Consider the following 24422-nt stretch of genomic DNA (forward strand, 5'->3'; position numbering starts at 1 on the left):
GGATGTGGCGGGCCGCGAGGTGGCCGGCCTGGTGCATCCGGATTGGGGGCGCGGTCGAGTTGCCGGGGCTGGGCGGCTCGGGCGTGGGGAGTGCCGAGGCGAATCTGTTGGGCGCATGAGGCAGAGCGGTCGAGATGCTGGGAGCGGTAATGGCTAGGCGTACCAAGCAAATCCTCACGGCGGCCGGCGTCATCGTGGTGGTCGCGGGCGGTGTGGTCGGGTGGGCAACCTCGGCTTCGTCGTCGCCCGGCTATCGCACCGCGGTCGCCGGGCCCGCGTCGGTCACCGCGACGTTCGACACCACCGGCACCATCGAACCGGTCGCCAACGCCGTGCTTTCGTTCCCCACCACCGGGCAGGTCGCGTCGCTGCCGGTGACGGTAGGTCAGCACGTGACCGCCGGGCAGACGCTCGCGCAGCTGGACACGAACTCGCTGGCGAGCCAGGTCGCGTCCGCACAGTCCACTTTGGCCAACGCGCAGGCGAAGCTGGCGGCCGATCAGTCGGGGCAGACGTCGTCGGCTTCGGCTGGGCACGTCACACCGGCCTTGTACCTCACCGCAGCACAGGCACCGCCGGACCTCAAGACCGAGCAGGATGCCGTGACCTCGGCGCAGCACCAGGTCGATCTCGACCTGACGACCGCCGCGGCGGCCGTTGCGGCGCAGCACAAAGCATGTGAGGCGATCCTCGCGCCCGATCCGCAGACTGATAAGGCGCCGGGCCAGGCCGACGTCGATGCCTGCACGACCGCGATCCAGCAGGCGCAAACCGCCCAGCATGCGACGGCCGTCGATGAGCAGAAACTGGCCGATGCCGAGAACGCGCTTTCCGCCACGCTGGCCAAGGACGCGGCGGCGCAGAACACCGAGCCGACCACCCCGGCGCCGCCATCCGGCACCACCTCTCCTCCCGACGAGGGCAAGACATCTTCCGGCAAGAGTTCGCCGGAGAAGAGTTCCTCCGGCAAGACGTCTTCCGGTGAGACACCCTCGAGTAAGACTCCGCCCAGCGAAACTCTTCCAGGGAAGAGTTCTTCGGGAAAGAGTCCGTCTAGTCAGAATTCCTCAGGTAAGGGGCTGGGTGGCGATGGAAAGGCGAGTGCGCCGGCGTCGGCCGAGCAGTTGGCGGCGGACCAGGCCGCGATCGACGCGGCGGATGCGCAGATCGCTGTCGCGAAGCAGAACCTTGCCGCGGCGACGTTGGTCAGTTCGATCGACGGCACCGTTGGCGAGATCGACTTCACCCAGGGCCAGCAGGCGTCCAGCCAGCAGCACATCGTGGTGTTCGGGCCGGGGACGAACCAGGTGACCACCGCGGTCGCCGACACGAAGGCCGGGCAGATCCACCCGGGCCAGCAGGTGACCATCACGCCCGACGGTAGCGGCACGCCTCTCACAGGTCAGGTGACTTCGATCGGTCTGCTCGCGAGCACGATATCTTCGGGCACGGCCACGGGCACTGCACCCGCCGGTGCTGGCGGGACATCCTCCAATGGCGCGACATCGTCCGGACCTGGCGCTGCGTCGTCCAACGGTGCTGCGGCGTCCAACGGTGCTGTGGCGTCCGGACCCGGCGGGGCGTCCTCGAATGGGACGGCCTCCTCCAATGGTGCCGCCTCCTCGAACGGTGCCGCCTCCTCCGGGGCCGGTTCGGCATCGGCCGGCTCGCCCAGTTATCCCGTGACGATCTCCCTGCCTGCCGGTGGGACCCTTTACCCCGGCGCGACGGCCTCGGTCTCGATCGTCACCGGCTCGGCGGACGCGCCAGTTACCGTGCCTACGTCGGCTGTGCACCTGACCGCCGGAAGTGCTTACGTCACAACCCTTTCCGCCGGGAAGACCGAAACGAAGCGGGTCACCGTCGGCGTCATGGGCCCGTCCGTGACGGAGATCAAGTCCGGCCTCGCCGCGGGCGACCAGGTTGTACTGGCCGACCTCAACGCCCCCCTCCCGACGAGCAACACCACCGGCGCCCGCGGCCTCACTGGCATCAACCCGCAGCGGCGCGGCGGATGATCCACAATGGACTCAATATGCGAGCAGCCCCAAGGCTGGTTAGTGTCAATCCGTGGCGGAAGAAAAAGAGAAACTGGTCCCGAGGCTGCGCCGGAAGTACCCGTGGCTCGATCACATCTTGAGAGCCAACGACGCGTTCGGCGAGCATTACGGCAACCACTACGCCGCCGCCATCACGTACTTCAGCGTCCTGTCGCTGTTCCCGCTGCTGATGGTCGGCTTCTCCGTCGCTGGGCTGGTGCTCGCGAACAACGAGGCGGCGCTCAACGAACTCCGTGACGGCATCCTGCGCTCGGCACCGGCAGGGCTCGGTAGCCTGTTCTCCACCCTCATCGACGCGGCGCTGGCCTCCCGCGGCGCAACCGGCATTTTCGGCCTCGCATTGGCGCTGTACTCCGGCATCGGCTGGATGACGAACCTCCGCGACGCGCTGACCGCGCAATGGGGCCAGGAGAAGAAAAAGCTCCCCCTGATCTCCACCACGCTCAAGGATCTCGCCTCGCTCGTCGGGCTCGGGCTCGCGCTGGTGGTCTCGTTCGGGCTCACCGCCGTCGGCGGCGGGGTCGGCAAAAGGTTGCTGCACCTGGCCGGTCTCGACGATCAGGGCTGGGCGCTGTCCGGGCTCACCATCGTGACCGTCGTGCTTTCGTTGCTGGCCAACATGCTCGTGTTCCTCTGGGTGCTCTCCCGCCTGCCACGCGAGCGCGTCGGCGTGCGCAGCGCCGTGAAGGGCGCGGCCATCGCCGCCATCGGGTTCGAGATCCTCAAACAGCTCGCCAGCTACTACCTCGCCGCGGTGACGAGTTCGCCCAGTGGCGCCATCTTCGGGCCGATCATCGGGCTGCTGGTGTTCGCGAACCTCGTGTCGCGGTTCCTGTTGTTCGTCACCGCGTGGACGGCAACGGCCAAGGAGAATCAGATCATTGTCGTCAACCCGCCGCCGCCCGCGGTGATCCGGCCGGAAGTGACGGTCCGCCGCGGCGCGGGGGCCGGCGCCGTCGCGGGCGCGTTCAGCGCGGGCGCGGTGCTGGCTTGGCTCGGCCGTCGCCGTCGCTGACTACCGGGTCCGCCGCCACGGCTTGAGCAGCACGAAACCCGCCAGGATGAGCACGGCCACGACCAGGGTGACGATCCAGCCCGTCGTGCCGAACGCCGCCCGTTGGCCGCTGCCGGTGACCGCGGTCGCCTTGCTCGGGTCCGCGTCCACCGGCGCTCCGGCGTTCTCCTGCGCGGCGGGGCGCACGAGCTCGCCGACTGACGCCGTTTTCGGCTGTGTGAAGCCATAATCGAGCAGCTGCGCCGCCTGCTGCACGACGAGTGTCGGCCGTTGCTCGGCGCGCATCATCACCACCGCGAGCCGCCTGCCGTCGCGGGCCGCGCCGCCGACGTAGGTGTGGCGGGCGTCGTCTGTGAAGCCCGTTTTGCCGCCGAGGAAACCGGGATAGACGCCGAGCAGCTTGTTGTCGTTGACGACGCCGAACGCGGGTTTCCCCGGCTGCGCGGGAATCTGGTAGCCCTTCGTCGCGACAGCGGCCGCGAATTCGGGTTTCTGCATGGCGGCGTGGAAGACGAGGCTCAGGTCGTACGCCGACGTCGACATCCCTGGCCCGTCGAGCCCGGACGGGGTGGCCGCGCGGGTGTCCTTCGCGCCCAGTGCCGCGGCCGTGTCGTTCATCTTCCGCACCGCCGCCGGCACCCCGCCGAGCGCGGTCGCGAACGCGTGCGCGACATCGTTGCCCGAATGCATCAGCAACCCGTGCAACAGCTGATCAACCGTGTACGAGCCGCCGGCGACGATGCCGACGCAGGTGCACTCCTGCGCCGCGTCCTCGGGCGTCGGGTGGATCACGTCGTCCGGCTTGAACTCGTTGAGCACCACGAGAGCCAGCAACGTCTTGATCAACGACGCGGGCCGCTCACGCGCGTGCGGGTTCTTCGCGGCGAGCACCTCGCCGGTGTCCAGGTCCTGCACGACCCACGAGGCCGCGGTCGTCTCGGGCGGCACGGCCGCGCCTGCCGCGAAGACCACGCCACATTCGCCCATGCGCGGACCGCCGATCGGCGTGACCGGGACTGGTAGCGGTCCAGGTGTGGCTTGACCAGGTGGCGGTTGCTCGGAGGTGTCCACCGGTGGCGGCGGGGCTTGCTGCTCCGGACATGGCTGGCTCGCCGACGCCGGAGGGGACATGAACACCAAGCTGGACAAAAGGATCAGCACCGCACCCAGTAACCCACCACTTCGCACCGAACGAGCGTAGAGCACTGACGTGCGGGAATCCGGTGAAATGCCGGGAATCAATCGGGGGATACTCCGGTCGCCGAGCCGACGGAAAGTAGGGCAGGCCTACGCCGGCCGCCCGTGACCGCTGACCGGCCGGGTGCTATCAACACAGCATGTCTCGACGTGTTGCGCTGTTCCTGTTGATTTTCGGTGTGTGGTCGTGGGTCATCTGGATCACCTTTGTGAAGAACCTGTGGGCCAGCGACCAGTCCTGGGCGCCGGACGGTTCGGCGACCGCCTTTTTCGTGGTGCACCTTGTCCTCGCCATCGTGTCCTTCGCGCTGGGCACCGTGATCGGCGTGATCGGCTGGCGCGGGCTGCGGGCCGCTCGCCGCAGCGGTCACCGGGAACCCAGCGCTACCCCTTGACGCCCGCTGTGACCGCGCCCACACTAAGGTCCAGACCAATTGGACCAGACCTTTCTTGCGGTCGGCGCGAAGGGTGGCGGCAGTGGTGCGGTTGCGGAAATTCTTGAGTATCACCGGGATAGCCGCCTGTGTGGCGGTCGTCGCGCTCGGCCCGGGGCTGACGGCGTCGGGCACCGAAGCCTCACCGAACGCGCTCGGTCCCACCTGGTCCGACGATTTCGACGGTCCGGCGGGCACCCCACCGGACGCGGGAAAATGGAGCCACGACATCGGTGGTTCCGGCTGGGGCAACAACGAGCGCGAGTACTACACCGACAGCACGGCCAACGCGGCGCTCGATGGTCAGGGTCATCTGGCGATCACTGCCCGCGGTGACAACGCCGGGCAGTTCCAGTGCTGGTACGGGCCCTGCTGGTACACCTCGGCCCGGCTGCTCACCTCGCGCACCTTCACCCAGCGGTACGGGCACTTCGAAGCGCGCGTGAAGATGCCGGCCGGACAAGGACTGTGGCCCGCGTTCTGGATGCTCGGCGACGGCGGAGCGGGCTGGCCCAACAACGGCGAGATCGACATCATGGAGACCGTCGGGTCCGATATGGGCACCAACCACGGCAGCCTGCACGGCCCCGGCTACTCCGGCGGCAACCCGCTGACCGGCACATATACCCCGCCCGGCGGGGCGCAGCTGTCGAACGACTACCACACCTATGCGGTCGACTGGGGCCCTGGCGGCGTGGTCTGGTCGCTGGACGGGGTCGCTGTGGAAAACCACGTCCGGTCCGACGCCGGCAGCAACCCGTGGGTGTTCGATCACCCGTTCTTCATGTTGCTGAACCTGGCAGTGGGCGGGAACTGGCCCGGTGACCCGAACTCGTCGACCCCCTTCCCCGCGACCATGCTGGTGGACTACATCCACGTGTTCAGCGGAACCCCGGCCCAGCCGGCGGGCCGGATCACCGGGCTGGCAGGCAAATGTGTCGATGACTCGGCTGCCTCATCGGCCAACAGGAACCCGGTCGTCAGCTACGACTGCAACGGGTCATCGGCGCAAACCTGGACCCAGGCTTCGGATGGCACATTGCGAGTGCTCGGCAAGTGCCTCGACGTCGCCGACGGCGCCACTGGCGACGGGGCGAAAGTCCAGTTGTATGACTGCAACGGCACGGGCGCACAACAGTGGGTCGTCAACGCGGCGCATGACATCGTGAACCCGCAGGCGAACAAATGCCTCGACGTCACGGACAACAACTCCGCCAACGGAAACCAGTTGCAGATCTGGACGTGTGCCGGCACCGCGAACCAGAAGTGGACGTACACCACGCCCGGTGCGTGACGCGGCCGTGTCAGCGAGGCCGAGTCGCACGTTGCGTGCGGCCGAGTCGCGCGTTGCGTGCGGCCGAGTTGTGCGTTGCGTGCGACGGGAACGCACGACTCGCGCGACGGGAACGTGCAACTCGCGACTTGGGTTTGCGTACACACACGAAAGGCCCCGGCGGATGGGAATCCGCCGGGGCCGTAACGCGAAAAGCTCACACGCGCTTGAACAGCAGCGCGCGCTTGACCTCCTGGATCGCCTTCGTCACCTGGATGCCACGCGGGCAGGCGTCGGTGCAGTTGAAGGTCGTGCGGCAGCGCCACACGCCCTCGGCGTCGTTCAGGATGTCCAGCCGCTCCTCGGCACCTTCGTCACGCGAGTCGAAGATGAACCGGTGTGCGTTGACGATCGCGGCAGGGCCGAAGTACGAGCCGTCGTTCCAGTACACCGGGCACGAGGACGTGCAGCACGCGCACAGGATGCACTTCGTGGTGTCGTCGAAGCGTTCCCGGTCCGCCTGCGACTGGATCCGCTCGCGGGTCGGCTCGTTGCCGTACGCGATGAGGTACGGCTTCACCGCGCGGAAGGCCTCGAAGAAGGGCTCCATGTCGACATAGAGGTCCTTCATCGTGGGCAGGCCCTTGATCGGCGCGATCGTGACGACAGTGGGCTTGCCCTCCTTCGCCAGCAGGTCCTTCACCAGAACCTTGCAGGCCAGCCGGTTGATCCCGTTGATCTGCATCGCGTCCGAACCGCAGATGCCGTGCGCACACGAACGCCGGAACGACAACGTGCCGTCCACGTAGTTCTTGATGTTCATCAGCACGTTCAGCACGCGGTCGGTCGGCAGCGCCGGGACGTCGTAGGACTCCCAGTGCGGCTCGGAGTCGACCTCCGGGTTGAACCGGAGGATCTTCATCGTGATCGTGACCGAGCCTTCCGGCGCGGGCACCTGCGACGTGTCGTGAGCAGGTTCGGCTACCGCAGTCATCAGTACTTCCGCTCCATCGGCTCGTAGCGCGTGAAGACGACCGGCTTGTAGTCCAGCCGGATGTCGGAGAGGAACCCGGTCAGGCCCAGCGGCGCGTCCGGATCCTCCTTCTCTGGCAACATCTTGTACGACATCGAGTGGCGCATGTAGTTGACGTCGTCGCGGTTCGGGTAGTCCTCGCGGGCGTGCCCGCCACGGGACTCCTTACGCGCGAGCGCCGCGTTGACCAGCGCCTCGGCCAGGTCGAGCAGGAAGCCGAGCTCGATCGCCTCGAGCAGGTCGGTGTTGTACCGCTTTCCCTTGTCCTGCACCGAGATCCGGCCGTAGCGCTCCTTGAGCCGCTGCACGTCGGTCAGCGCCGTCTTGAGCGTGTCCTCGGTGCGGTAGACCGCCGCGTTGGTGTCCATGGTCTGCTGCAGCTCGGTGCGGATGTCCGCGACCCGCTCGCCACCGTGCGCAGTGCGCAGGTGATCGACCATGCCCTCGACCAGCGTCGCCGGGTTCTCCGGCAGTTCGACGTGCTCGTGACCCACCGCGTACTCGGCGGCGGCGATGCCCGCGCGCCGGCCGAACACGTTGATGTCCAGCAGCGAGTTGGTGCCCAGCCGGTTCGCGCCGTGCACCGACACGCACGCGACCTCACCGGCCGCGTACAGGCCCGGGATGACCTTTTCGTTGTCCTGCAAGGCTTCCCCGTGCACGTTCGTGGGGATGCCGCCCATCGCGTAGTGCGCGGTCGGGTACACCGGCACCGGCTCCTTCACCGGGTCCACACCCAGGTAGGTGCGGGCGAACTCGGTGATGTCCGGCAGCTTCGTCTCGAGCACTTCAGCACCGAGGTGCGTGCAGTCCAGCAGCACGTAATCCTTGTGCGGACCGGCGCCGCGGCCTTCCAGCACTTCCAGCACCATCGACCGGGCCACGATGTCGCGCGGCGCAAGGTCCTTGATGGTGGGGGCGTAGCGCTCCATGAACCGCTCGCCGTCGGCGTTGCGCAGGATCGCGCCCTCACCGCGGGCACCCTCGGTGAGCAGGATGCCGAGGCCGGCCAGACCGGTCGGGTGGAACTGGTAGAACTCGATGTCCTCCAGCGGCAGGCCCTTGCGGTAGTAGATGCCCATCCCGTCACCGGTCAGGGTGTGCGCGTTCGACGTGGTCTTGAAGACCTTGCCGAAACCGCCGGTGGCGAACACGATCGACTTCGCCTGGAAAATGTGGATCTCGCCCGTCGCCAATTCGTATGCGATCGCGCCGGAGGCGACCGGGCCGTCCTCGGTCTCGGTCAGCGCGATGTCGAGCACGTAGAACTCGTTGAAGAACTCGATGCCGTGCTTGACGCAGTTTTGGTACAGCGTCTGCAGGATCATGTGCCCGGTGCGGTCCGCGGCGTAGCAGGCCCGGCGCACCGCGGCCTTGCCGTGGTCACGGGTGTGGCCGCCGAAACGCCGCTGGTCGATCTTGCCTTCGGGTGTCCGGTTGAACGGCAGGCCCATCTTCTCCAGGTCGAGCACCGCGTCGATGGCTTCCTTCGCCATGATCTCGGCCGCGTCCTGGTCGGTCAGGTAGTCACCACCCTTGACGGTGTCGAAGGTGTGCCATTCCCAGTTGTCCTCTTCGACGTTGGCGAGCGCGGCGCACATACCGCCCTGCGCGGCACCGGTGTGCGAACGCGTCGGGTAGAGCTTGGTGAGCACCGCGGTGCGGGCACGCTGCCCGGACTCGATGGCGGCGCGCATACCCGCGCCGCCCGCGCCGACGATCACCACGTCGTACTTGTGGAACTGCATATCCGCTTCCTTGGTGGTGGGGGAGTCAGCCGTGGATGTTCGGATCGAACGTGAAGATCACCAGCGTGCCGACGAACAGGATGATCGCCATCGCCACGTACAGCACGATCTTCAGCCAGAACCGGGTCGAGTCCTTGCGCGCGTAGTCGTCGATGATCGTGCGCAGGCCGTTGCCGCCGTGGATCTCCGCCAGCCACAACATCGCCAGGTCCCAGAACTGCCAGAACGGCGAGGCCCACCGGCCGGCGACGAAACCGAAGTTGATCCGGTGCACACCGCCGTCGAGGATGTTCATGATCAGCAGGTGGCCGAGCACCAGGATGATCAGCGCGAGTCCGGAGATCCGCATGAACAACCAGCTGTAAAGCTCGAAGTTGCTCCGCCGGGCCGCGGGACGGCGCGGTGCACGCGGCTTGGCGAGCGCCAGTGGCTCGGTGCTCATGACGGGTTACCTCCGAACAGGATCGAGGCCGTACGCCAGAGCATCGCGATCGCGCCCGGCACCATCACGACAACCCAGATCACGACGATCGTCCACAGCATGTGCTTCTGGTACTTCGGGCCCTTCGACCAGAAGTCGACGAGCATGACCCGGATCCCGTTCAGCGCGTGGTAGAGCACCGCGCCGACCAGACCGACCTCCATGAGGTTTACGAACGGGGTCTTGTAGGTCTCGATCACCGAGTCATAGGTTTCGGGTGACACCCGGACCAGCGCCGTGTCGAGCACGTGGACGAACAGGAAGAAAAAGGTGAGTACCCCGGTGATCCGGTGCAGGACCCAGGACCACATGCCGGGGTCGCCCCGGTAGAAGGTCCCCTTCCGGCGTGAGGCACCCGCCCGATCGCTAGCCTCCGCCGCCGTGCTGCCGGCAGCGGGCGTAGCCGTGGTGGACATCGGTGAACGGCCTCCAACGTCGTGGTTGGACTGTGCCCGTGGCATTCAAACGTCAACGAGCTTGGATAACCGGATGCTAAACCCGCCCACGGACCCCCACTCAACCTCGGGTTGTTGTCTGTGATCGACCAGACACCGGGGGCGTGGTGCGTATCACTCCAGCAGGTGACGCTTACGTGCTGTCGCACGGCGATCGCCATGCCGCTCCGCAAGCAAACATTTAGGTTACGGGCCGTGGCTTACGCATGGCGTTTCGTCTACCGCCCGGTACGGTTCGCCCGTCAGTCCGGCGACGCGCCGGACGGTCACGAGGTCCGTCGTACCACGGCGGGGAGGGAGAAGACCGTGCGTAGAACGCGTGCCGCGATGCTGACCGCCACCGCGATGGCCGGTGTGCTCGCGCTGGCGGGCTGTGCCAAGGACTCCGGCGGCGCCAACAGTAGCAACAACAATGCTTCCGGGAACACGGGATCCTGCGTGACTTCGCAGGCTCCCGCCGCGCCCGCCGCGGCGACGTCCTCGAGCACCTCGGGTGCCAAAGTGGACGCGAGCAGCCTGCGGATCGGGCTCGCCTACGACATCGGCGGTCGCGGGGACGCCTCGTTCAACGACGCGGCCGCGGCCGGCGTGGACAAGGCCAAGACGGACATGGGCGTCAAGGACGTGCAGGAGAGCACGGCCTCCCCGACCGAGGACGAGGCGGCCAAGGAGCAGCGGCTGAGCCAGCTGGCGACCGGCGGCTACAACCCCGTCGTCGCGGTCGGTTTCGCCTACGCGGAAGCCGTCGGTGCCGTCGCGCCGAAGTTCCCGAACACCAAGTTCGCGATCATCGACGACGACTCGGTCACTTCGCCGAACGTCACCCCGCTCGTGTTCGCCGAGGAGCAGGGCTCCTTCCTGGCCGGTGTCGCCGCGGTGTACAAGAGCAAGAACTGTCACATCGGCTTCATCGGCGGGGTGAACACCCCGCTGATCCAGAAGTTCGAGGCCGGTTATCTCGCCGGTGCGAAGGCCGCGTCGAGCAAGGTCCAGATCGAGGACCAGTACCTGACCCCGGCCGGTGACAACACCGGGTTCCAGGACCCGACGAAGGGCAATGCCAAGGCCGCGGCCGAGTTCGCCGCGGGCGCGGATGTCGTGTACCACGCGGCGGGCGCGTCCGGTAAGGGCGTGTTCCAGGCGGCGAAAGCGGCGAACGGGCTGGCCATCGGCGTCGACTCCGACCAGTACAACCAGAAGACGGTGGCCGAGTACCACGACGTGATCATGACGTCCATGCTCAAGCGCGTCGATGTCGCGGTCTACGACTACATCCAGGCGGTGGCCACGAACAACCTCGGCTCGCTGCCGAAGCGGTTCGACCTCAAGGTCGACGGTGTCGGCTATGCCACCTCCGGCGGCAAGGTCGACGACATCGTGCCGGTGCTGCAGGGCTACAAGCAGGCCATCATCGCCGGTCAGATCACGGTGCCGACCACTCCGGCGAAGTAAGGAACATCTCCGCGTGCGGGGCTTGGGAGGGTGATCCCCTCTCGAGCCCCTTACGCCTTCCGGGGAGTCTCATGACTGAGCCAGAAACGGTGGTCGAACTGCGGGGAATCACCAAACGGTTCCCCGGCGTGATCGCCAACTCCGATGTGAACCTGACGGTACGGGCCGGCGAGGTGCACGCGGTTTGCGGCGAGAACGGCGCGGGCAAGTCGACCCTCATGAAGATCCTCTACGGGATGCAGCAACCCGACGAGGGCACGATCGCGATCAACGGCAGCCAGGTCCGGCTGCGTAACCCGCAGGACGCGATCAGGGCCGGGATCGGCATGGTGCATCAGCATTTCATGCTCGCCGACAACCTGACCGTGCGGGAGAACGTGCTGCTGGGCGCGGAGAAGCTGCACGGCATCGGGCGCGACGCCAGAGCCAGGATCGGCGAGCTCGCCGAGCAGACCGGCCTGAACGCGCCGCAGGACGCGTTGATGGAAAGCCTCGGCGTCGCCGACCGGCAGCGCGTCGAAATCATGAAGGTGCTCTACCGCGGGGCCCGGATCGTCATTCTCGACGAGCCGACGGCGGTGCTGGTACCGCAGGAGGTCGAGGCCCTGTTCGCCACGGTGCGGTCGATGCGGGCGCGGGGCTTCACGTTCCTGTTCATCTCGCACAAACTCGACGAGGTGCGGGCGATTGCCGACACCGTGACGGTGATCCGGCGGGGCACCACGGTCGGCACCGCCGACCCGAAGACGATCAGCACGCGTGAGCTGGCGGAGCTGATGGTCGGCTCCGAGCTGCCGAGCCCGCAGACCCGTGAGTCCACTGTGGTCGATCGGGATGTGTTGCGGGTCAACGGTTTAAGGTTGGATGCCGAGGATAGTGGCCGCGCCGTGCTCGACGATGTCTCGTTCACGGTGCGCGCGGGCGAGGTGCTCGGCATCGCCGGCGTCGAGGGCAATGGACAGACCGAACTGGTCGAGACCATTATCGGGATGCGCAAGGCGTCGGCGGGCCGGATCGAGCTCGTCGAGACCGACGGCGAGGCTCGTGACCTGACGAAGCTCGGCACGCTCGGGCGGCGTGAGGCCGGCATCGGTTACATTCCCGAGGACCGCACGCGGCACGGGTTGTTGCTGAGCCAGCCGTTGTGGGCCAACAGGATTCTCGGCTACCAGACGCGGCGGCCCGTCTCAAAAGGACAGTTGCTCGATATTTCCGGTGCGCGGCAGGACACCGAGCGCATCATCGCCGACTACGACGTGCGCACGCCTGGGATCGAGGTGCCCGCCGCCGCACTGTCCGGTGGGAACCAGCAAAAGCTCGTGGTGGGCCGGGAATTGTCCGGCGATCCGGTGCTGCTGATCGCGTCCCATCCGACGCGGGGTGTGGACGTCGGCGCGCAGGCGCTGATCTGGGAGCAGATCCGCACGGCGCGGCACGAGGGGCTCGCGGTGCTGCTGATCTCCGCGGATCTCGATGAGCTGATCGGACTTTCCGACACGATCCGCGTGATGCTGCGCGGCCGTCTGGTGAGCGAGGCGGACCCCGCGACCGTGACACCGCGGGAACTGGGAAGTGCGATGACGGGAGCGGCAGCGTGATTTCCTGGCGTACCAAAGTTCTTCCGCCGCTGCTGGCGATCGTCTTCTCCGTCCTCATCTGCTCGATCGCGTTGCTGATCTCCGGTTCGGACCCGTTACGGGCATACGGGACGATGCTTCGCCAGCTCGGCCAGGGCACCACCGCGGTCGACACGGTGAACCTCGCGACCGTCTACTACCTGTCGGGCCTCGCGGTCGCGATCGGCTTCCAGATGAACCTGTTCAACATCGGCGTCGAGGGCCAGTACCGATTCGCCGCAGTGTGGGCGGCGATCATCGGCGGCGCGCTGCACCTGCCGTCCGTGCTGCACGCGCTGGTGATCATCGTCGTCGCGATCGCGGCCGGGGTGGCCTACGCGGCGATCCCGGCGATTCTCAAGGTCACCCGCGGGGTCAGCGAAGTGATCTCGACGATCATGCTGAACTCGATCGTCGGTGGCATCGTGGCGTTCCTGATCAACCCTGATCAGTTCGGTGTGCTGACCGGCAACAACTTGCGCACCCAGGTCATCGATTCCTCGGGCCGGATTCCGGGGATTCCGATCGGCGACGCGAGCTTGTTCGGGTTCGTCATCATTGTCGCGGTCGTCGGTGGTGCCTACTGGTTCATGCTCAACCGCACCAGGTTCGGTTTCGAGCTGCGCGCGAGCGGGGAGTCGACGACCGCGGCGGCCGCGGGCGGCGTCAACGCGAAGCGGATGACGCTCGTCGCGATGCTGCTCTCCGGTGGTGTCGCCGGCATGGTCGCGTTGCCGGAGCTGCTCGGCCGTGACTACAGCTACGCGATCACCTCGACCCAGGGGTACGGCTTTACCGGCATCGCGGTCGCATTGCTGGGCCGCAACCATCCTGGCGGGATCGCACTCGGTGCGCTGCTGTGGGCTTTCCTCGACAAGTCCGCGGTTTCGCTGGAGCAGGTGAACGTGCCGAAAGAGATCGCGACGATCATGCAGGGCGCGATCGTGCTGTCCGTTGTGGTGGCCTATGAGGTCGTCAAACGCGCCGATCTCGCCGCCGCGCAACGTCGCGTCGGCCGTGCGCTCGGTGGCGGCAAACCGGCTTCGGTCGCGGAAGGGGGTGCGATCTGATGGCGATTTCCACGGCCAGCCAGGCCGGCGACGCGACGACGGTGCCCACCGCGCCCGTGCGGCGGCGGTTACCGGGCTGGGCAAAGGGAATCCTGTGGGCCGTCGGCGTGATCGCCGTGCTGTCCGCGGCTTCGTACCTGACCGGGGTCAACACGCTGACGTCCACGAACACCGCGCAGACTGCGCTACGGCTGGCGTTGCCAATTCTGCTGGCCGCACTCGGTGGCCTGTGGTCGGAACGCGCCGGTGTGATCAACATCGGCCTCGAGGGCATGATGATCCTCGGCACTTGGGGCGCGGCCTGGGGCGCTTACTACGGCGGGCCGTGGCTGGGCCTGGTTGCGGCGATCGTGATGGGCGCGCTCGGTGGGCTGCTGCATGCGATCGCGACCGTGACGTTCAACGTCAACCACATCGTCTCCGGCGTGGCGATCAACCTGTTGGGCCTTGGTATCGCCAAGTACCTCGCGACCCTGATTTTCCAGCCGCTGTCCGGAAATCCGCGGCAGTCGCCCACGGTGCCGACGTTCGACACCTACTCGGCGACGTTCCTGTCCGATTGGCTCAGCGGACTGGAAAAGCAGCAGCGAGTGGGTGTTTCGGATGCGGCCGGCCTCATCAACGGGCTCATCACAGGGGTTTCGCCACTGACGATCATCGCGATCGTGCTGGTTCCGGTGAGCTATCTGGTGTTGTGGCACACCCGGTTCGGGCTCCGATTGCGTTCCTGCGGGGAAAATCCCGTGGCGGCGGAATCCCTTGGCGTCAACGTGTACACCTACAAGTACACCGGTGTGCTGTTGTCGGGCGCACTGGCCGGGATGGGTGGCGCCGCGCTGGTGCTGCTGCAAGGCGGCGGCGGTTACCTGGAAGGCCAGACGAACGGCCGCGGTTACATCGGTCTGGCCGCGATGATCTTCGGCAACTGGCGGCCCGGTGGTCTGCTCGGCGGTGCGGCGCTGTTCGGTTACTCCGACGGTCTGCAACTCGCCGGTGGCGGCAAGGCGGTGCTGGCCCTGCTGTACGGCGCGGTGTTGCTGCTCGGCGTGATCGTGGTGGTGCAGCTGTTCCGGCGGCGCTGGCTTGGTGTGGTGCTCGGCGTGATCGCGGCGGGCATCCTGTATTGGATCTACTGGGCGAACGATTCGTTGCCGGGCGATCTGATCCCGTACACGCCCCATGTCGTCACGCTGATCGTGCTGGCCGTCGCGTCGCAACGACTACGCCCGCCGAAGGCCGATGGTGCGCGATATCGGCGCGGTGAAGGGGATTGACGATGTCCACTGTGGACTGGGAGTCGCTGCGCGCGGATGCGGTGCGTGCCGCCGCGCTGGCGTATGCCCCGTATTCGCGGCTACTGGTGGGCGCCGCGGCGCTGACCGACGACGGGCGCGTCGTGCAGGGCTGCAACGTGGAGAATGCCTCGTATGGCCTTGGTTTGTGCGCCGAATGCACGATGGTCGGGCAGCTTCGTTTGACCGGCAGCGGGCGCTTGGTCGCGGTCGCCTGCCGGTCCGGCGAGGGTGAGCTGTTGATGCCGTGTGGCCGTTGCCGCCAGCTGTTGTACGAACACGGTGGCCCGGAGTGTCTTGTGGACACTCCTTCCGGAATCCTGCCTATGTCCCGGATCCTGCCGGACGCGTTCGGCCCGGCGGACCTGCCCGGCGACGGCCGTAGTCTCTGACCGTGGACAAAAACTTTACGGCGGTCGACGTCATCCGGGCGAAGCGTGACGGGGAGCGGCTGAGCAACGAGCAGATCGCGTGGGTGGTCGATGCGTACACCCGCGAGGTGGTGGCCGAGGAGCAGATGGCCGCGCTGGCGATGGCGATTTTCTTGCGGGGTATGGACGCCGCCGAGATCGCGGCCTGGACCGGCGCGATGATCGACTCCGGTTCACGGCTTTCCCTGGACGTCTCGCGGCCGACGGTGGACAAGCACTCGACGGGCGGTGTGGGTGACAAGATCACGTTGCCGCTCGCGCCGCTGGTCGCGACGTGTGGTGCGGCGGTGCCGCAGTTGTCGGGGCGGGGGCTTGGGCACACCGGTGGGACACTGGACAAGCTCGAATCGATTCCGGGTTGGCGTGCGGCGTTGTCGACGGAGGAGATCACGCGGCAGTTGCGTGAGGTCGGCGCAGTGGTGTGTGCGGCGACCGACGGGCTGGCGCCGGCTGATCGGAAGCTTTATGCGTTGCGGGATGTCACGGGCACTGTCGAGTCGGTACCGTTGATCGCAAGTTCGATCATGAGCAAGAAGATCGCCGAGGGTTCGGCCGGGCTCGTGCTGGACGTGAAAACCGGTTCCGGTGCGTTCATGAAAACCCCTGAGCGGGCGCGGGAACTGGCCCACACTTTGGTGAGAATCGGTGCGGCGCATGGTGTTGCGACGACGGCGGTGCTGACCGAGATGGGTACGCCGCTGGGGCGGGCGGTCGGGAATGCCGTCGAGGTTGCCGAAGCGGTGGAGGTGCTCAAGGGCGGTGGCCCGGCGGATGTCGTCGAGCTGACTTTGGTGCTGGCGCGGGAGATGCTGACCCTGGCCAGACTGTCCGATGTGGACCCCGCGGCGGTGCTCGCGTCGGGCGCGGCGTACGAGACGTGGTGCCGGATGATCGCTGCCCAGGGCGGTGACCCGGATGCGCCGCTGCCCAAGCCCGCGTGGGTCCATGTGGTGGAGGCACCCCGCGATGGCGTTCTGTCGCGTTTGGACGCTTATGCGGTCGGTGTCGCGGCCTGGCGCCTCGGCGCGGGCCGCGCCCGCAAGGAGGACGCGGTCCACCCCGCGGCGGGTGTCGTGCTGCACGCGAAACCGGGGGACACTGTGTCCGCGGGCGCACCGCTGCTGGAACTGCACACCGACACCCCGGACGCCATCCCGGCCGCACTGGATTCCCTACACGCCGCCATCGAGATCGGCGAACCTGCTCCGGACCGGCCGCTTGTCCTCGACACGATCCGCTCGTAAGAGGCTGCTCGTCACGTTTGTGATCACCGCTCTCGTTTCTGATCCCTGGTGTTGGTGACCGCCCTGCGACCCGGTGTGTCGGGGCCGATACGGCCCTGTTCGCTGCCTCGATTCGAGAGCGGTGCTTCCGCTCTGGGCGGGGCGTGGTACCTGCGGGGTGGTGCACCGGCTCGTGTGCGGCCGGTGGGGCGCTGCACTGGCCAGAGAGCAGTGCTCTCAGTTCGGGGCATCGTTCACCGCAGGGGCCTGCGATGGAGACCCCACCGCCTTCGGTGATTGGTGCTCTTGTTTCGAGTCGCAGCCGGGTACCGGCGCTTGGCAGCCGTCCCGGCTTGATGCGTCGGCCAGAGCGCGGTTCCTCCTGGGCATCGCATCGAGCGCGGTGCATGGGCGTTGGTCCGGGGCGAGCGAGAGGGGTGAGGTTGGTCCGGAGCGAGCGCGGTGCGTGAGGGGTGGTCCGGATCGAACGCAGTGCATGTCGGCTGATCTGGCTCGAACGCGGTGAGTGAGGGTTGGCCCGGATCGAACGCAGTGCATGTGGGCTGATCTGGATCGACAGCAGTGCGTGTGGTGGGGTCGTCCGGGTCTAGCGCGAGGCGTGAGGGTTGGTCCGGAGCGAGCGCGGGCCATGTGGGTTGGTCCGGACTGAGTGGGGCCTGCGGGGTGTTTGGACCGAGTGGGGTCTTGCGGGGTGGTTCGGATCGAGTGGGGCGGGGCGGTGTATCGGCTCCAGTACGGAGGCCAGGGGGGCGCTGCACTGACTCGAGAGCGGTGCTCTTTGTTCGGTGCACTGATCCGACAGTGGTCCCGTTCGACTGCTCCTTATCGAGAGCAGTGCTTCCCTCCCGGAGCACCGACCCGCGCCGCCCTAGTTGGGGGGCGCCCGCAGTTTTCGCGGGGTCGCGCGTACTGCTGCTCTGACTCGAGAGCACTGCTCTCGAGTCGGCTGGTGTCTTCCGGCCGCTTTGTCCCCGGGAGTAGCTGCCGATTCGTCGGTCTCGTCAGTTCCCGTGCTCTGAGTCGAGAGCGGTGATCTCGTTCCGGAGCAGCGCCCGATTTCCGGCCACTCGGGCTTCGGTGGCGTCCGTCGTTTCGTTGGCCGTGTGTGTTCCATGTCCCGGAACGAGAGCGGTGCTCTCGTTCCGGGACACCCGACGGTTCCTGGCTGGCGTCGTTCGGAAGTGCTCGCCGTCTCATCCGGTCGTGCCCGTTCCGCTGCTCCTCCTCGAGAGCAGTGCTCTCCTTCCGGAGCACCCGCCGATTCCCGGCCAATCCACAACAGCCGCCCCACCGGGCCCCGGGGTCGGAGGCACATCGGGGCGTAAAGAGGGCCCCTCATCTCATGGAGATGAGGGGCCCTCGTTCAAAAGATCAGGACACAGGAGTTTCGTCCGACTCCGATTTGGTCTTGACCTCGGCGCCCTTGGGGGCCCGGCCGTTGCGGGTCCGGCGCGGCTGCCGGGGCGCGGGGGGCGGCGGGGCGATCTGCGGCACGGCAGGCCCGCCGCCGAGCATCAGTTCCGCGAAGGTCGCCATCGCCTCATCGAGCTGGCCACCGATACGCCGCTCGGACTCTTCGTTGTGCTGGCGCACGATGTTCGACACGTTGTCCGTGTCCGGTCGCCCGGACAGGGTGCCCTCAACCCGCGAGAAGCCGGCCTTCACCGAACCACCGAGGTCACCGAACTGGGCGTTGACCCCATCTTCGACCTTGTCGATACGCCCGGCCAGATCATCGATGCGATTCGTGATGGTCTCCAGCCGCTTCGACAACCCGTCGAGCCGCTCGGTCGAATCCACCATCTCGCCGGTTTCCTCGAGCGCGGTCCGCAGCGACTGGTTGCTCGCCTCGATCCGTTCCCGCGTCGCGTTGTCCAGGTTCTCCACCCGCTCGCGCAGCTCGGCGTCACCAGACTCCACCCGCTCGCGCAAGCCGCTGATCCCGGACTCGACGCGCTCACGCAGGCCACCCACACCGGCGTCGATCCGCTCGCGCAGGTCACCGACACCCGAATCGATCCGCTCACGCAGATCGGCATCGCCCACCTCGATGCGCTCGCGCAGCGCCGACTCGGCACGCTCGATGCGCTCGTTCACCGGCCCGTGCACCGACTGCGGAATGGCGTCGAGCTTCGCGTCCTGCTTGTCCAGGTGCCCGCCCAGCTCATCGATCCGGCGGTGAATGTTCTGCAGCTTGTCCTCGAGACCATCCATCCGGCCCGCGACACCCTCGAACCGGGCCGCGACCCCGTCAAGCCGCCCGTCCAACTGCGCGAACGGCTTCGCCAGCTTGTCGACGATGCTTTCCACCGCACGCGCGAGATCCGCCAGCGCGTTGTCCTGCGCCTCAAGCTTCGACATCGCCTCATCGAGGCGCTCGGCCAGCACGCTGACCTCGGTCCGGTCGGGCAGCTCGGACAACCGCTTGCGCACCGCGCCCAGTGAGTCGACGGGCGCGAGCCGGGCATAGATGTCATCGAGTGCGTCGAAGATCTGCTGCTGCTCGCTCTCCCGGACTTCGGCCGCGCGCACCAGCATGTTGCGCATCCGGTCGAAGGACGGCGCTCCAATGTGATTGTCAGTGGTCACTTCGATGTCCTTCGTCGGCGGGGAAAGAAGGGACGATGGGCGAAAGCTTAACCATCAGGAAATTGCTCTGGGTATCGCCCCCGTAAAGGCCATCGGGGGGCGGGTCTACTCACATGGCCCATTACCCGGGCCCGCATGGGCGCTCAGGGTTAAGTGGAGGTGGAGAGTTGCGCCGCCATCGGGGTGAAACGAGCTGGGTACGGTGAGGTATGTCCGTTGAGAACACACCGCTGACCTTGGACTCGATTCGGAGAGTACCCAAGGTGTTACTCCATGATCACCTGGACGGTGGGCTGCGTCCCGGCACCGTGATCGAGTTGGCCGACGCCATCGGCTATGACGCTCTTCCCACCCATGACGTTGGCGAACTCGGCCGCTGGTTCCGCGACGCCGCCGACTCGGGTTCGCTGGAGTCCTACCTCGAGACCTTCGCCCACACCTGTGGCGTCATGCAGACCGAAGAAGCGCTGGTCAGGGTGGCTGCCGAGTGTGCGGAAGACCTCGCAGCCGACGGCGTCGTCTACGCCGAGGTGCGGTACGCGCCGGAGCTGTTCGCCGAGCGTGGGCTGTCTCTCGACGCGGTCGTGGAGGCCGTCCAGGCCGGGTTTGCGGAGGGTGAGCGCCGTGCCGCTGAGCAGGGGAAAATCATACGAATGGGTACTCTTCTGTGTGCGATGCGTCAGCACGCTCGTGCGCTGGAGATCGCCGAAGTAGCGGTGCGTCACCGGGACGCCGGAGTAGTGGGGTTCGATATCGCGGGACCGGAAGCCGGATTCCCGCCGACCCGAAATCTCGACGCATTCGAATATCTGCGTACGAATAATGCGCATTTCACCATTCATGCCGGTGAGGCGTTCGGACTCGCGTCAATTTGGGAAGCGATTCAGTATTGCGGTGCGGAACGGCTCGGGCACGGGGTCCGCATCGTGGACGATCTCAAGGCGAACCTCGACGGCACACATCAGCTCGGCCGGCTCGCCGCGTACGTGCGTGATCGCCGTATCCCGCTGGAGATCTGCCCTTCCTCCAACATCCAGACCGGCGCTGCCAGGTCCATCGCCGACCACCCCATCGGGTTACTGGCCAAGCTGCGCTTCCGGGTGACCGTCAACACCGACAACCGGCTGATGAGCGGGTGCACGATGTCGAGCGAGTTCGCCGCGCTGGCGGAGGCGTTCGGCTACGGCTGGGCCGACCTCCAGTGGTTCACGATCAACGCCATGAAGTCCGCGTTCCTGGATTTCGACCAGCGGCTCGACTTGATCAACAACGTCATCAAACCTGGTTACGCGGCGTTGGTGTGACCCTCGGTAAGTCCTTGCTGTCCTTAGCCTGAGCAACTAAAGTCCAACATATAGGAGTTAGTTCTCATATTCTGGGATGGCGACGATGAGCGAGACCGCGGTGCGGGGCACGGACAGCCGGCGACGCTGGGGCATCCTCGCGCTGGGTCTCGCCGCCCAGACCGCGAGCTGCTCGTTCCTCTATGGCATCCCGTTCCTGGTGCCGGCGATGCGCGCGGCGGAGAACCTCTCCCTCGCACAAGCCGGCACCGTCGTCGCCGCGCCCAGCATCGGCCTGTTGCTGACGCTGATCGCGTGGGGCGCGGTGGCCGACCGGTACGGCGAGCGGCTCGTGATGGCGATCGGGCTGGGCGTTTCCGGGCTGGTGTTGCTGCCCGCCGCCCTCGGCCACCTGCCGTCCGGACCGATGTTCGTGCTGTTCCTGCTCGCCGGGGCCAGCACGGCGTCGGTCAACGCCGCCAGCGGGCGCGCGGTGATGGGCTGGTTCGCGGTGTCGGAACGCGGGGTCGCGATGGGCATCCGGCAGACCGCGCAGCCGCTCGGGGTAGGAGTCGCGGCCCTCGCGTTGCCACCGCTGGCCGCCCGGTGGGGGTTCCACGCGGCGTTGCTGTTCCCGGCCTGCTTTGCATTGGTGGTCGCGGCACTGGTCGCCTGGCTCGTGCTCGACCCGCCACGCCCGCCACGTAAGGCCGATGCGCCGAAACCGCGGTCGCCGTATCGGCAGCCGACGTTGTGGCGGTTGCACGGGTCGAGCGCGTTACTGGTGGTGCCTCAGTTCGCGGTGTCCGCATTCGCGCCGGTGTATTTGGTGACCGCGCACCACTGGAGCCCGCTGACGGCGGGCTGGTTCCTCGCGGCGGTGCAGGTGCTGGGCGCGTTCGGACGGCTGGCGTCGGGTTGGTGGTCGGATCGGGTCGGCAGCCGGTTGCGTCCGATGCGGCAGCTGGCGGTGGCCAGTGCCGCGGCGATGGTGCTCGTCGCGCTCGGCGATGTCACGTGGCTGTGGCTGGTGCTGCTGGCATTGGTGCTGGCGGCGGTGATCACGGTGGCGGACAACGGGCTCGGGTTCACCGCGTCCGCCGAGCTGGCCGGGATCGACTGGGCCGGGCGGGCGATGGGCGCACAGAACACCGTGCAGAACGTGGCCGCGTCGCTGACTCCGCCTCTGCTGGGGCTGGTCATCGGCGACACGCGTTACGCGCTCGCGTTCTGTGTCGCGGCGTTGTTCCCGTTGCTGGCGATCGGGCTGACCCCGGTGGGCGCCGAGCGCCGGTAGCTAGTAGCTACTAGCTACTAGCTACTTGCCGTGCACCCGCAACCGGTTCTCGAAGGTCTCGACCAGTTTGCGCCATTCGCTCTGCTCGGTGTCGAACGGCGCGCTCGGCGCCAGCCGGTTCGGATCGGGCCGCAGCACGAACGAGATCAGCCAGCCCAGACTCTCCGAAGAGGACAGTGCCGTGGTGGCCGAGTCGTCACCGGCCCAGTCGCCCGCGTCGGTCAGCAGTTCCACCGCCAGCTCAAGCTGTGTCGGGTCGATCGAGTCGGGGCCTTCGGCCAGATCCTCGGCCAGTCCGGCGAACACGTAGGTGTTGTCGGTATCCACGTCGACCTCGAGCTCGCCCGCCGTCGCCTTCGTCAGCACTTCGTCCCAAGTGGACACTTGCGCCAGGTCGGTGTCACCGAGTTCGCCCGCGTCGGCGAGCGCGCGGCCCAGTGCCCTCGGCGAGGTGTACACGTCGATCTGCCCGTCACTGCCGAGGAACACGGGCTCGTCGTCGAGATAGCATCGGAGCGTGTAGTACTCCTTGCCGGTGGTGACGATCTTGATCGGGTCGATGCCGACCTCGGCCCAGAAGCCCGTCGGCTCGTCCTCTTCGTCGTCGGTGGTGTCGAGGTCTTCGTCGAGATCCTCGTCGTCACGGGCCTCGACGCCGGCCTCCGCCTCGGCGGATTCCTCGAGGAACGCCGCGAGCTCCTCCGCGGTCTGCTCCAATATGGCGGCGTCGACGTCGGGCACCTTCACGAGGCTGTCGATGGCGTCGAGCACGGTGTCCCAATTCTCGGACACCGCCTCGGACAGGTCTGTCCACAGTCGCTCACCCTCACGGCCGGTGAACGGCAGGCGCCCCTGGTCGAGGAGGGAGAAACCTTCGGTGGCGTCGAGCACGTCGTGCACTTCGTCGAGCTCGCACACGTCCGCGAGCGACCGCACGATGCCGATGATTTCCGCCAGCTCGCTGATGGTCCACGAGTCGGGCTCTTCCGCGACCAGCTCAGGCACGCCGACGAGGTCGTAGGAATGGTCGTCGTCGGGGATCAGCTCGGGCACGTTGAGCGCGGGCACGACCTGCCAGGCCGGGTGGTCGATCAGGTCGTGCTGCTCGGCAGTCCGGACGAAGGCTGCCAGGTGCGCGGCGTCGGGGAAGGCGTACAGGTCCTCGTCGTCGCCGAGGAAGGCCTCCCATTCCTCACCGTCTTCCCGCCAGCGCGGGGCCCAGAGAGTGACCAGGTCCCCCTGTGGCAGCCCGAGTTCGATCGGGACGATGTCCTGTGCCATTTGCCAAGCCTTCCGGATTACGCCTGTGTGCTGGGAAGCCTACGGGTTTACGGGTGAAGCCGCGATGGGCCCCATCGACGGGGGCACCAGAGATGGCACGATGGGGCCACAATGACACTCGCAGATCTCCTACCAGCGGATCCCGACCCCGACGCGTTGTTCGAGGCGTTCTCGTCCTGGACGGCGGAGCGCGGTATCGAGTTGTACCCGGCGCAGGAAGAGGCGCTCATCGAGGTCGTCTCCGGGGCCAACGTCATCCTGTCCACGCCGACCGGGTCGGGAAAGAGCCTGGTCGCGGTCGGTGCCCATTTCACCGCGATGGCCAACGGGAAGCGATCTTATTACACGGCACCGATCAAGGCGCTCGTCTCGGAGAAGTTCTTTTCGCTGATCGAGATCTTCGGCGCGGACAACGTCGGGATGATGACGGGTGACTCCAGTGTGAACCCGGACGCCCCCATCATCTGCTGCACAGCGGAAATCCTGGCGAACATCGCGTTGCGGTTCGGCGCCGATGCGCCCGTGGGGCAGGTTGTGGCGGACGAGTTCCACTTCTATTCCGAACCGGACCGGGGCTGGGCCTGGCAGGTGCCGCTGATCGAGCTGCCGCAGGCACAGTTCGTGCTGATGTCGGCCACGCTCGGCGATGTGTCGTTCTTCGAAAAGGACTTGACTCGCCGCACGGGCCGGGACACCGCGGTGGTCACTTCGGCGCAGCGGCCGGTGCCGTTGACCTACCGGTATGCGTTGACACCGTTGCACGAGACGATGTCCGAGCTGCTCCACGGCGGCCAGGCGCCGGTTTATGTCGTGCATTTCGCGCAGGCGGCGGCGGTCGAGCGGGCGCAGGCGTTGATGAGCATCAACGTGACGACGCGTGCGGAGAAGGACGCGATCGCCGATGTGATCGGGGATTTCCGGTTCTCCGCTGGTTTCGGGAAGACGCTTTCGCGGCTGGTGCGGCACGGGATCGGTGTGCATCACGCCGGGATGCTGCCGAAGTACCGGCGACTCGTCGAGCAGCTCGCGCAGTCGGGGCTGCTCAAGGTGATTTGCGGGACCGACACGCTCGGGGTCGGGATCAACGTGCCCATCCGGACGGTCGTGTTCTCGGCGCTGACGAAGTACGACGGGGTGCGGCAGCGGCATTTGAAGGCGCGGGAGTTCCACC

General features: G+C 67.0%; 20 protein-coding genes. 13 read left to right on the top strand and 7 right to left on the bottom strand.

Annotated elements, in window-relative coordinates; all coding sequences use genetic code 11:
• Positions 1-149 precede the first annotated feature (149 nt).
• Positions 150-2018, top strand: coding sequence for a permuted SH3 domain-containing protein (locus GKO32_RS40015; RefSeq protein WP_166459836.1), 1869 nt, complete (start codon positions 150-152; stop codon positions 2016-2018).
• A 52-nt stretch (positions 2019-2070) separates the two neighbouring features.
• Positions 2071-3075 carry an inner membrane protein YhjD gene (gene yhjD / locus GKO32_RS35425; RefSeq protein ID WP_312869122.1) on the top strand — a complete coding sequence of 335 codons (1005 nt, stop codon included), beginning with the start codon at positions 2071-2073 and terminating at the stop codon, positions 3073-3075.
• Here yhjD and GKO32_RS35430 read toward each other — a convergent pair whose 3' ends face one another.
• Entirely contained in the window at positions 3076-4062 is a 987-nt protein-coding gene (locus GKO32_RS35430) for a D-alanyl-D-alanine carboxypeptidase family protein (protein WP_376766036.1), read from the bottom strand.
• 350 nt (positions 4063-4412) lie between these two features.
• On the opposite strand from GKO32_RS35430, the gene GKO32_RS35435 reads away from it, so the two are divergent.
• Positions 4413-4667 (top strand): SCO4848 family membrane protein, encoded by a 255-nt coding sequence (locus tag GKO32_RS35435; protein WP_154761285.1) that lies wholly within the window; start codon positions 4413-4415, stop codon positions 4665-4667.
• A gap of 85 nt (positions 4668-4752) precedes the next feature.
• Positions 4753-6000, top strand: coding sequence for a ricin-type beta-trefoil lectin domain protein (locus tag GKO32_RS35440; RefSeq protein ID WP_312869123.1), 1248 nt, complete (start codon positions 4753-4755; stop codon positions 5998-6000).
• Between the two features lie 196 nt (positions 6001-6196).
• Here GKO32_RS35440 and GKO32_RS35445 read toward each other — a convergent pair whose 3' ends face one another.
• From GKO32_RS35445 to sdhC, 4 genes are read right to left on the bottom strand one after another with little or no spacing between them, the layout of a single operon-like run.
• Positions 6197-6973: a succinate dehydrogenase iron-sulfur subunit gene (locus tag GKO32_RS35445; protein WP_154761286.1), complete on the bottom strand. Its 777-nt coding sequence runs from the start codon at positions 6971-6973 to the stop codon at positions 6197-6199.
• The gene (sdhA, locus tag GKO32_RS35450) at positions 6973-8760 is read right to left on the bottom strand and encodes a succinate dehydrogenase flavoprotein subunit (protein ID WP_154761287.1); all 1788 of its coding nucleotides are present in this window, start codon (positions 8758-8760) and stop codon (positions 6973-6975) included. Before sdhA ends, GKO32_RS35445 begins: the two co-directional genes overlap by 1 nt.
• A gap of 25 nt (positions 8761-8785) precedes the next feature.
• Complete coding sequence (locus GKO32_RS35455) at positions 8786-9202, bottom strand: succinate dehydrogenase hydrophobic membrane anchor subunit (protein WP_154761288.1); 417 nt, start codon at positions 9200-9202, stop codon at positions 8786-8788.
• Entirely contained in the window at positions 9199-9657 is a 459-nt protein-coding gene (gene sdhC / locus GKO32_RS35460) for a succinate dehydrogenase, cytochrome b556 subunit (protein WP_154761289.1), read from the bottom strand. The genes GKO32_RS35455 and sdhC overlap by 4 nt, the downstream gene beginning before the upstream one ends.
• A gap of 384 nt (positions 9658-10041) precedes the next feature.
• Between sdhC and GKO32_RS35465 the strand changes: the two genes are divergently transcribed.
• The 6 genes from GKO32_RS35465 to GKO32_RS35490 all read left to right on the top strand — a co-directional run bounded on the left by GKO32_RS35465 (position 10042) and on the right by GKO32_RS35490 (position 16801).
• Positions 10042-11148, top strand: coding sequence for a BMP family lipoprotein (locus GKO32_RS35465; protein ID WP_208024651.1), 1107 nt, complete (start codon positions 10042-10044; stop codon positions 11146-11148).
• 71 nt (positions 11149-11219) lie between these two features.
• Positions 11220-12746: an ABC transporter ATP-binding protein gene (locus GKO32_RS35470; protein WP_154761290.1), complete on the top strand. Its 1527-nt coding sequence runs from the start codon at positions 11220-11222 to the stop codon at positions 12744-12746.
• Complete coding sequence (locus tag GKO32_RS35475) at positions 12743-13834, top strand: ABC transporter permease (protein WP_312869124.1); 1092 nt, start codon at positions 12743-12745, stop codon at positions 13832-13834. The genes GKO32_RS35470 and GKO32_RS35475 overlap by 4 nt, the downstream gene beginning before the upstream one ends.
• Positions 13834-15108 carry an ABC transporter permease gene (locus tag GKO32_RS35480; RefSeq protein WP_154761291.1) on the top strand — a complete coding sequence of 425 codons (1275 nt, stop codon included), beginning with the start codon at positions 13834-13836 and terminating at the stop codon, positions 15106-15108. The genes GKO32_RS35475 and GKO32_RS35480 overlap by 1 nt, the downstream gene beginning before the upstream one ends.
• A gap of 2 nt (positions 15109-15110) precedes the next feature.
• Entirely contained in the window at positions 15111-15518 is a 408-nt protein-coding gene (locus GKO32_RS35485; protein WP_154761292.1) for a cytidine deaminase, read from the top strand.
• A 2-nt stretch (positions 15519-15520) separates the two neighbouring features.
• On the top strand, positions 15521-16801 hold the full coding sequence (locus GKO32_RS35490) for a thymidine phosphorylase (protein ID WP_312869126.1): 1281 nt from the start codon (positions 15521-15523) through the stop codon (positions 16799-16801).
• 1371 nt (positions 16802-18172) lie between these two features.
• On the opposite strand, the gene GKO32_RS35495 is transcribed toward GKO32_RS35490, so the two are convergent.
• Positions 18173-19390 (bottom strand): PA containing protein, encoded by a 1218-nt coding sequence (locus tag GKO32_RS35495; protein WP_312869127.1) that lies wholly within the window; start codon positions 19388-19390, stop codon positions 18173-18175.
• Between the two features lie 209 nt (positions 19391-19599).
• On the opposite strand from GKO32_RS35495, the gene GKO32_RS35500 reads away from it, so the two are divergent.
• Together GKO32_RS35500 and GKO32_RS35505 are read left to right on the top strand one after the other, a co-directional pair.
• On the top strand, positions 19600-20694 hold the full coding sequence (locus GKO32_RS35500) for an adenosine deaminase (protein ID WP_154761294.1): 1095 nt from the start codon (positions 19600-19602) through the stop codon (positions 20692-20694).
• A gap of 76 nt (positions 20695-20770) precedes the next feature.
• Positions 20771-21970 (top strand): MFS transporter, encoded by a 1200-nt coding sequence (locus tag GKO32_RS35505; protein WP_154761295.1) that lies wholly within the window; start codon positions 20771-20773, stop codon positions 21968-21970.
• Between the two features lie 21 nt (positions 21971-21991).
• Here GKO32_RS35505 and GKO32_RS35510 read toward each other — a convergent pair whose 3' ends face one another.
• Positions 21992-23251 carry a SatS C-terminal domain-containing protein gene (locus tag GKO32_RS35510; protein WP_154761296.1) on the bottom strand — a complete coding sequence of 420 codons (1260 nt, stop codon included), beginning with the start codon at positions 23249-23251 and terminating at the stop codon, positions 21992-21994.
• A gap of 111 nt (positions 23252-23362) precedes the next feature.
• Here GKO32_RS35510 and GKO32_RS35515 point away from each other — a divergent pair.
• A partial coding sequence (locus GKO32_RS35515) for a DEAD/DEAH box helicase (protein ID WP_154761297.1) occupies positions 23363-24422 on the top strand: 1060 nt, incomplete at its 3' end.

The sequence above is a fragment of the Amycolatopsis pithecellobii genome, from assembly GCF_009707865.1.
In the GTDB taxonomy this organism is placed as follows: Bacteria; Actinomycetota; Actinomycetes; order Mycobacteriales; family Pseudonocardiaceae; genus Amycolatopsis_E; species Amycolatopsis_E pithecellobii.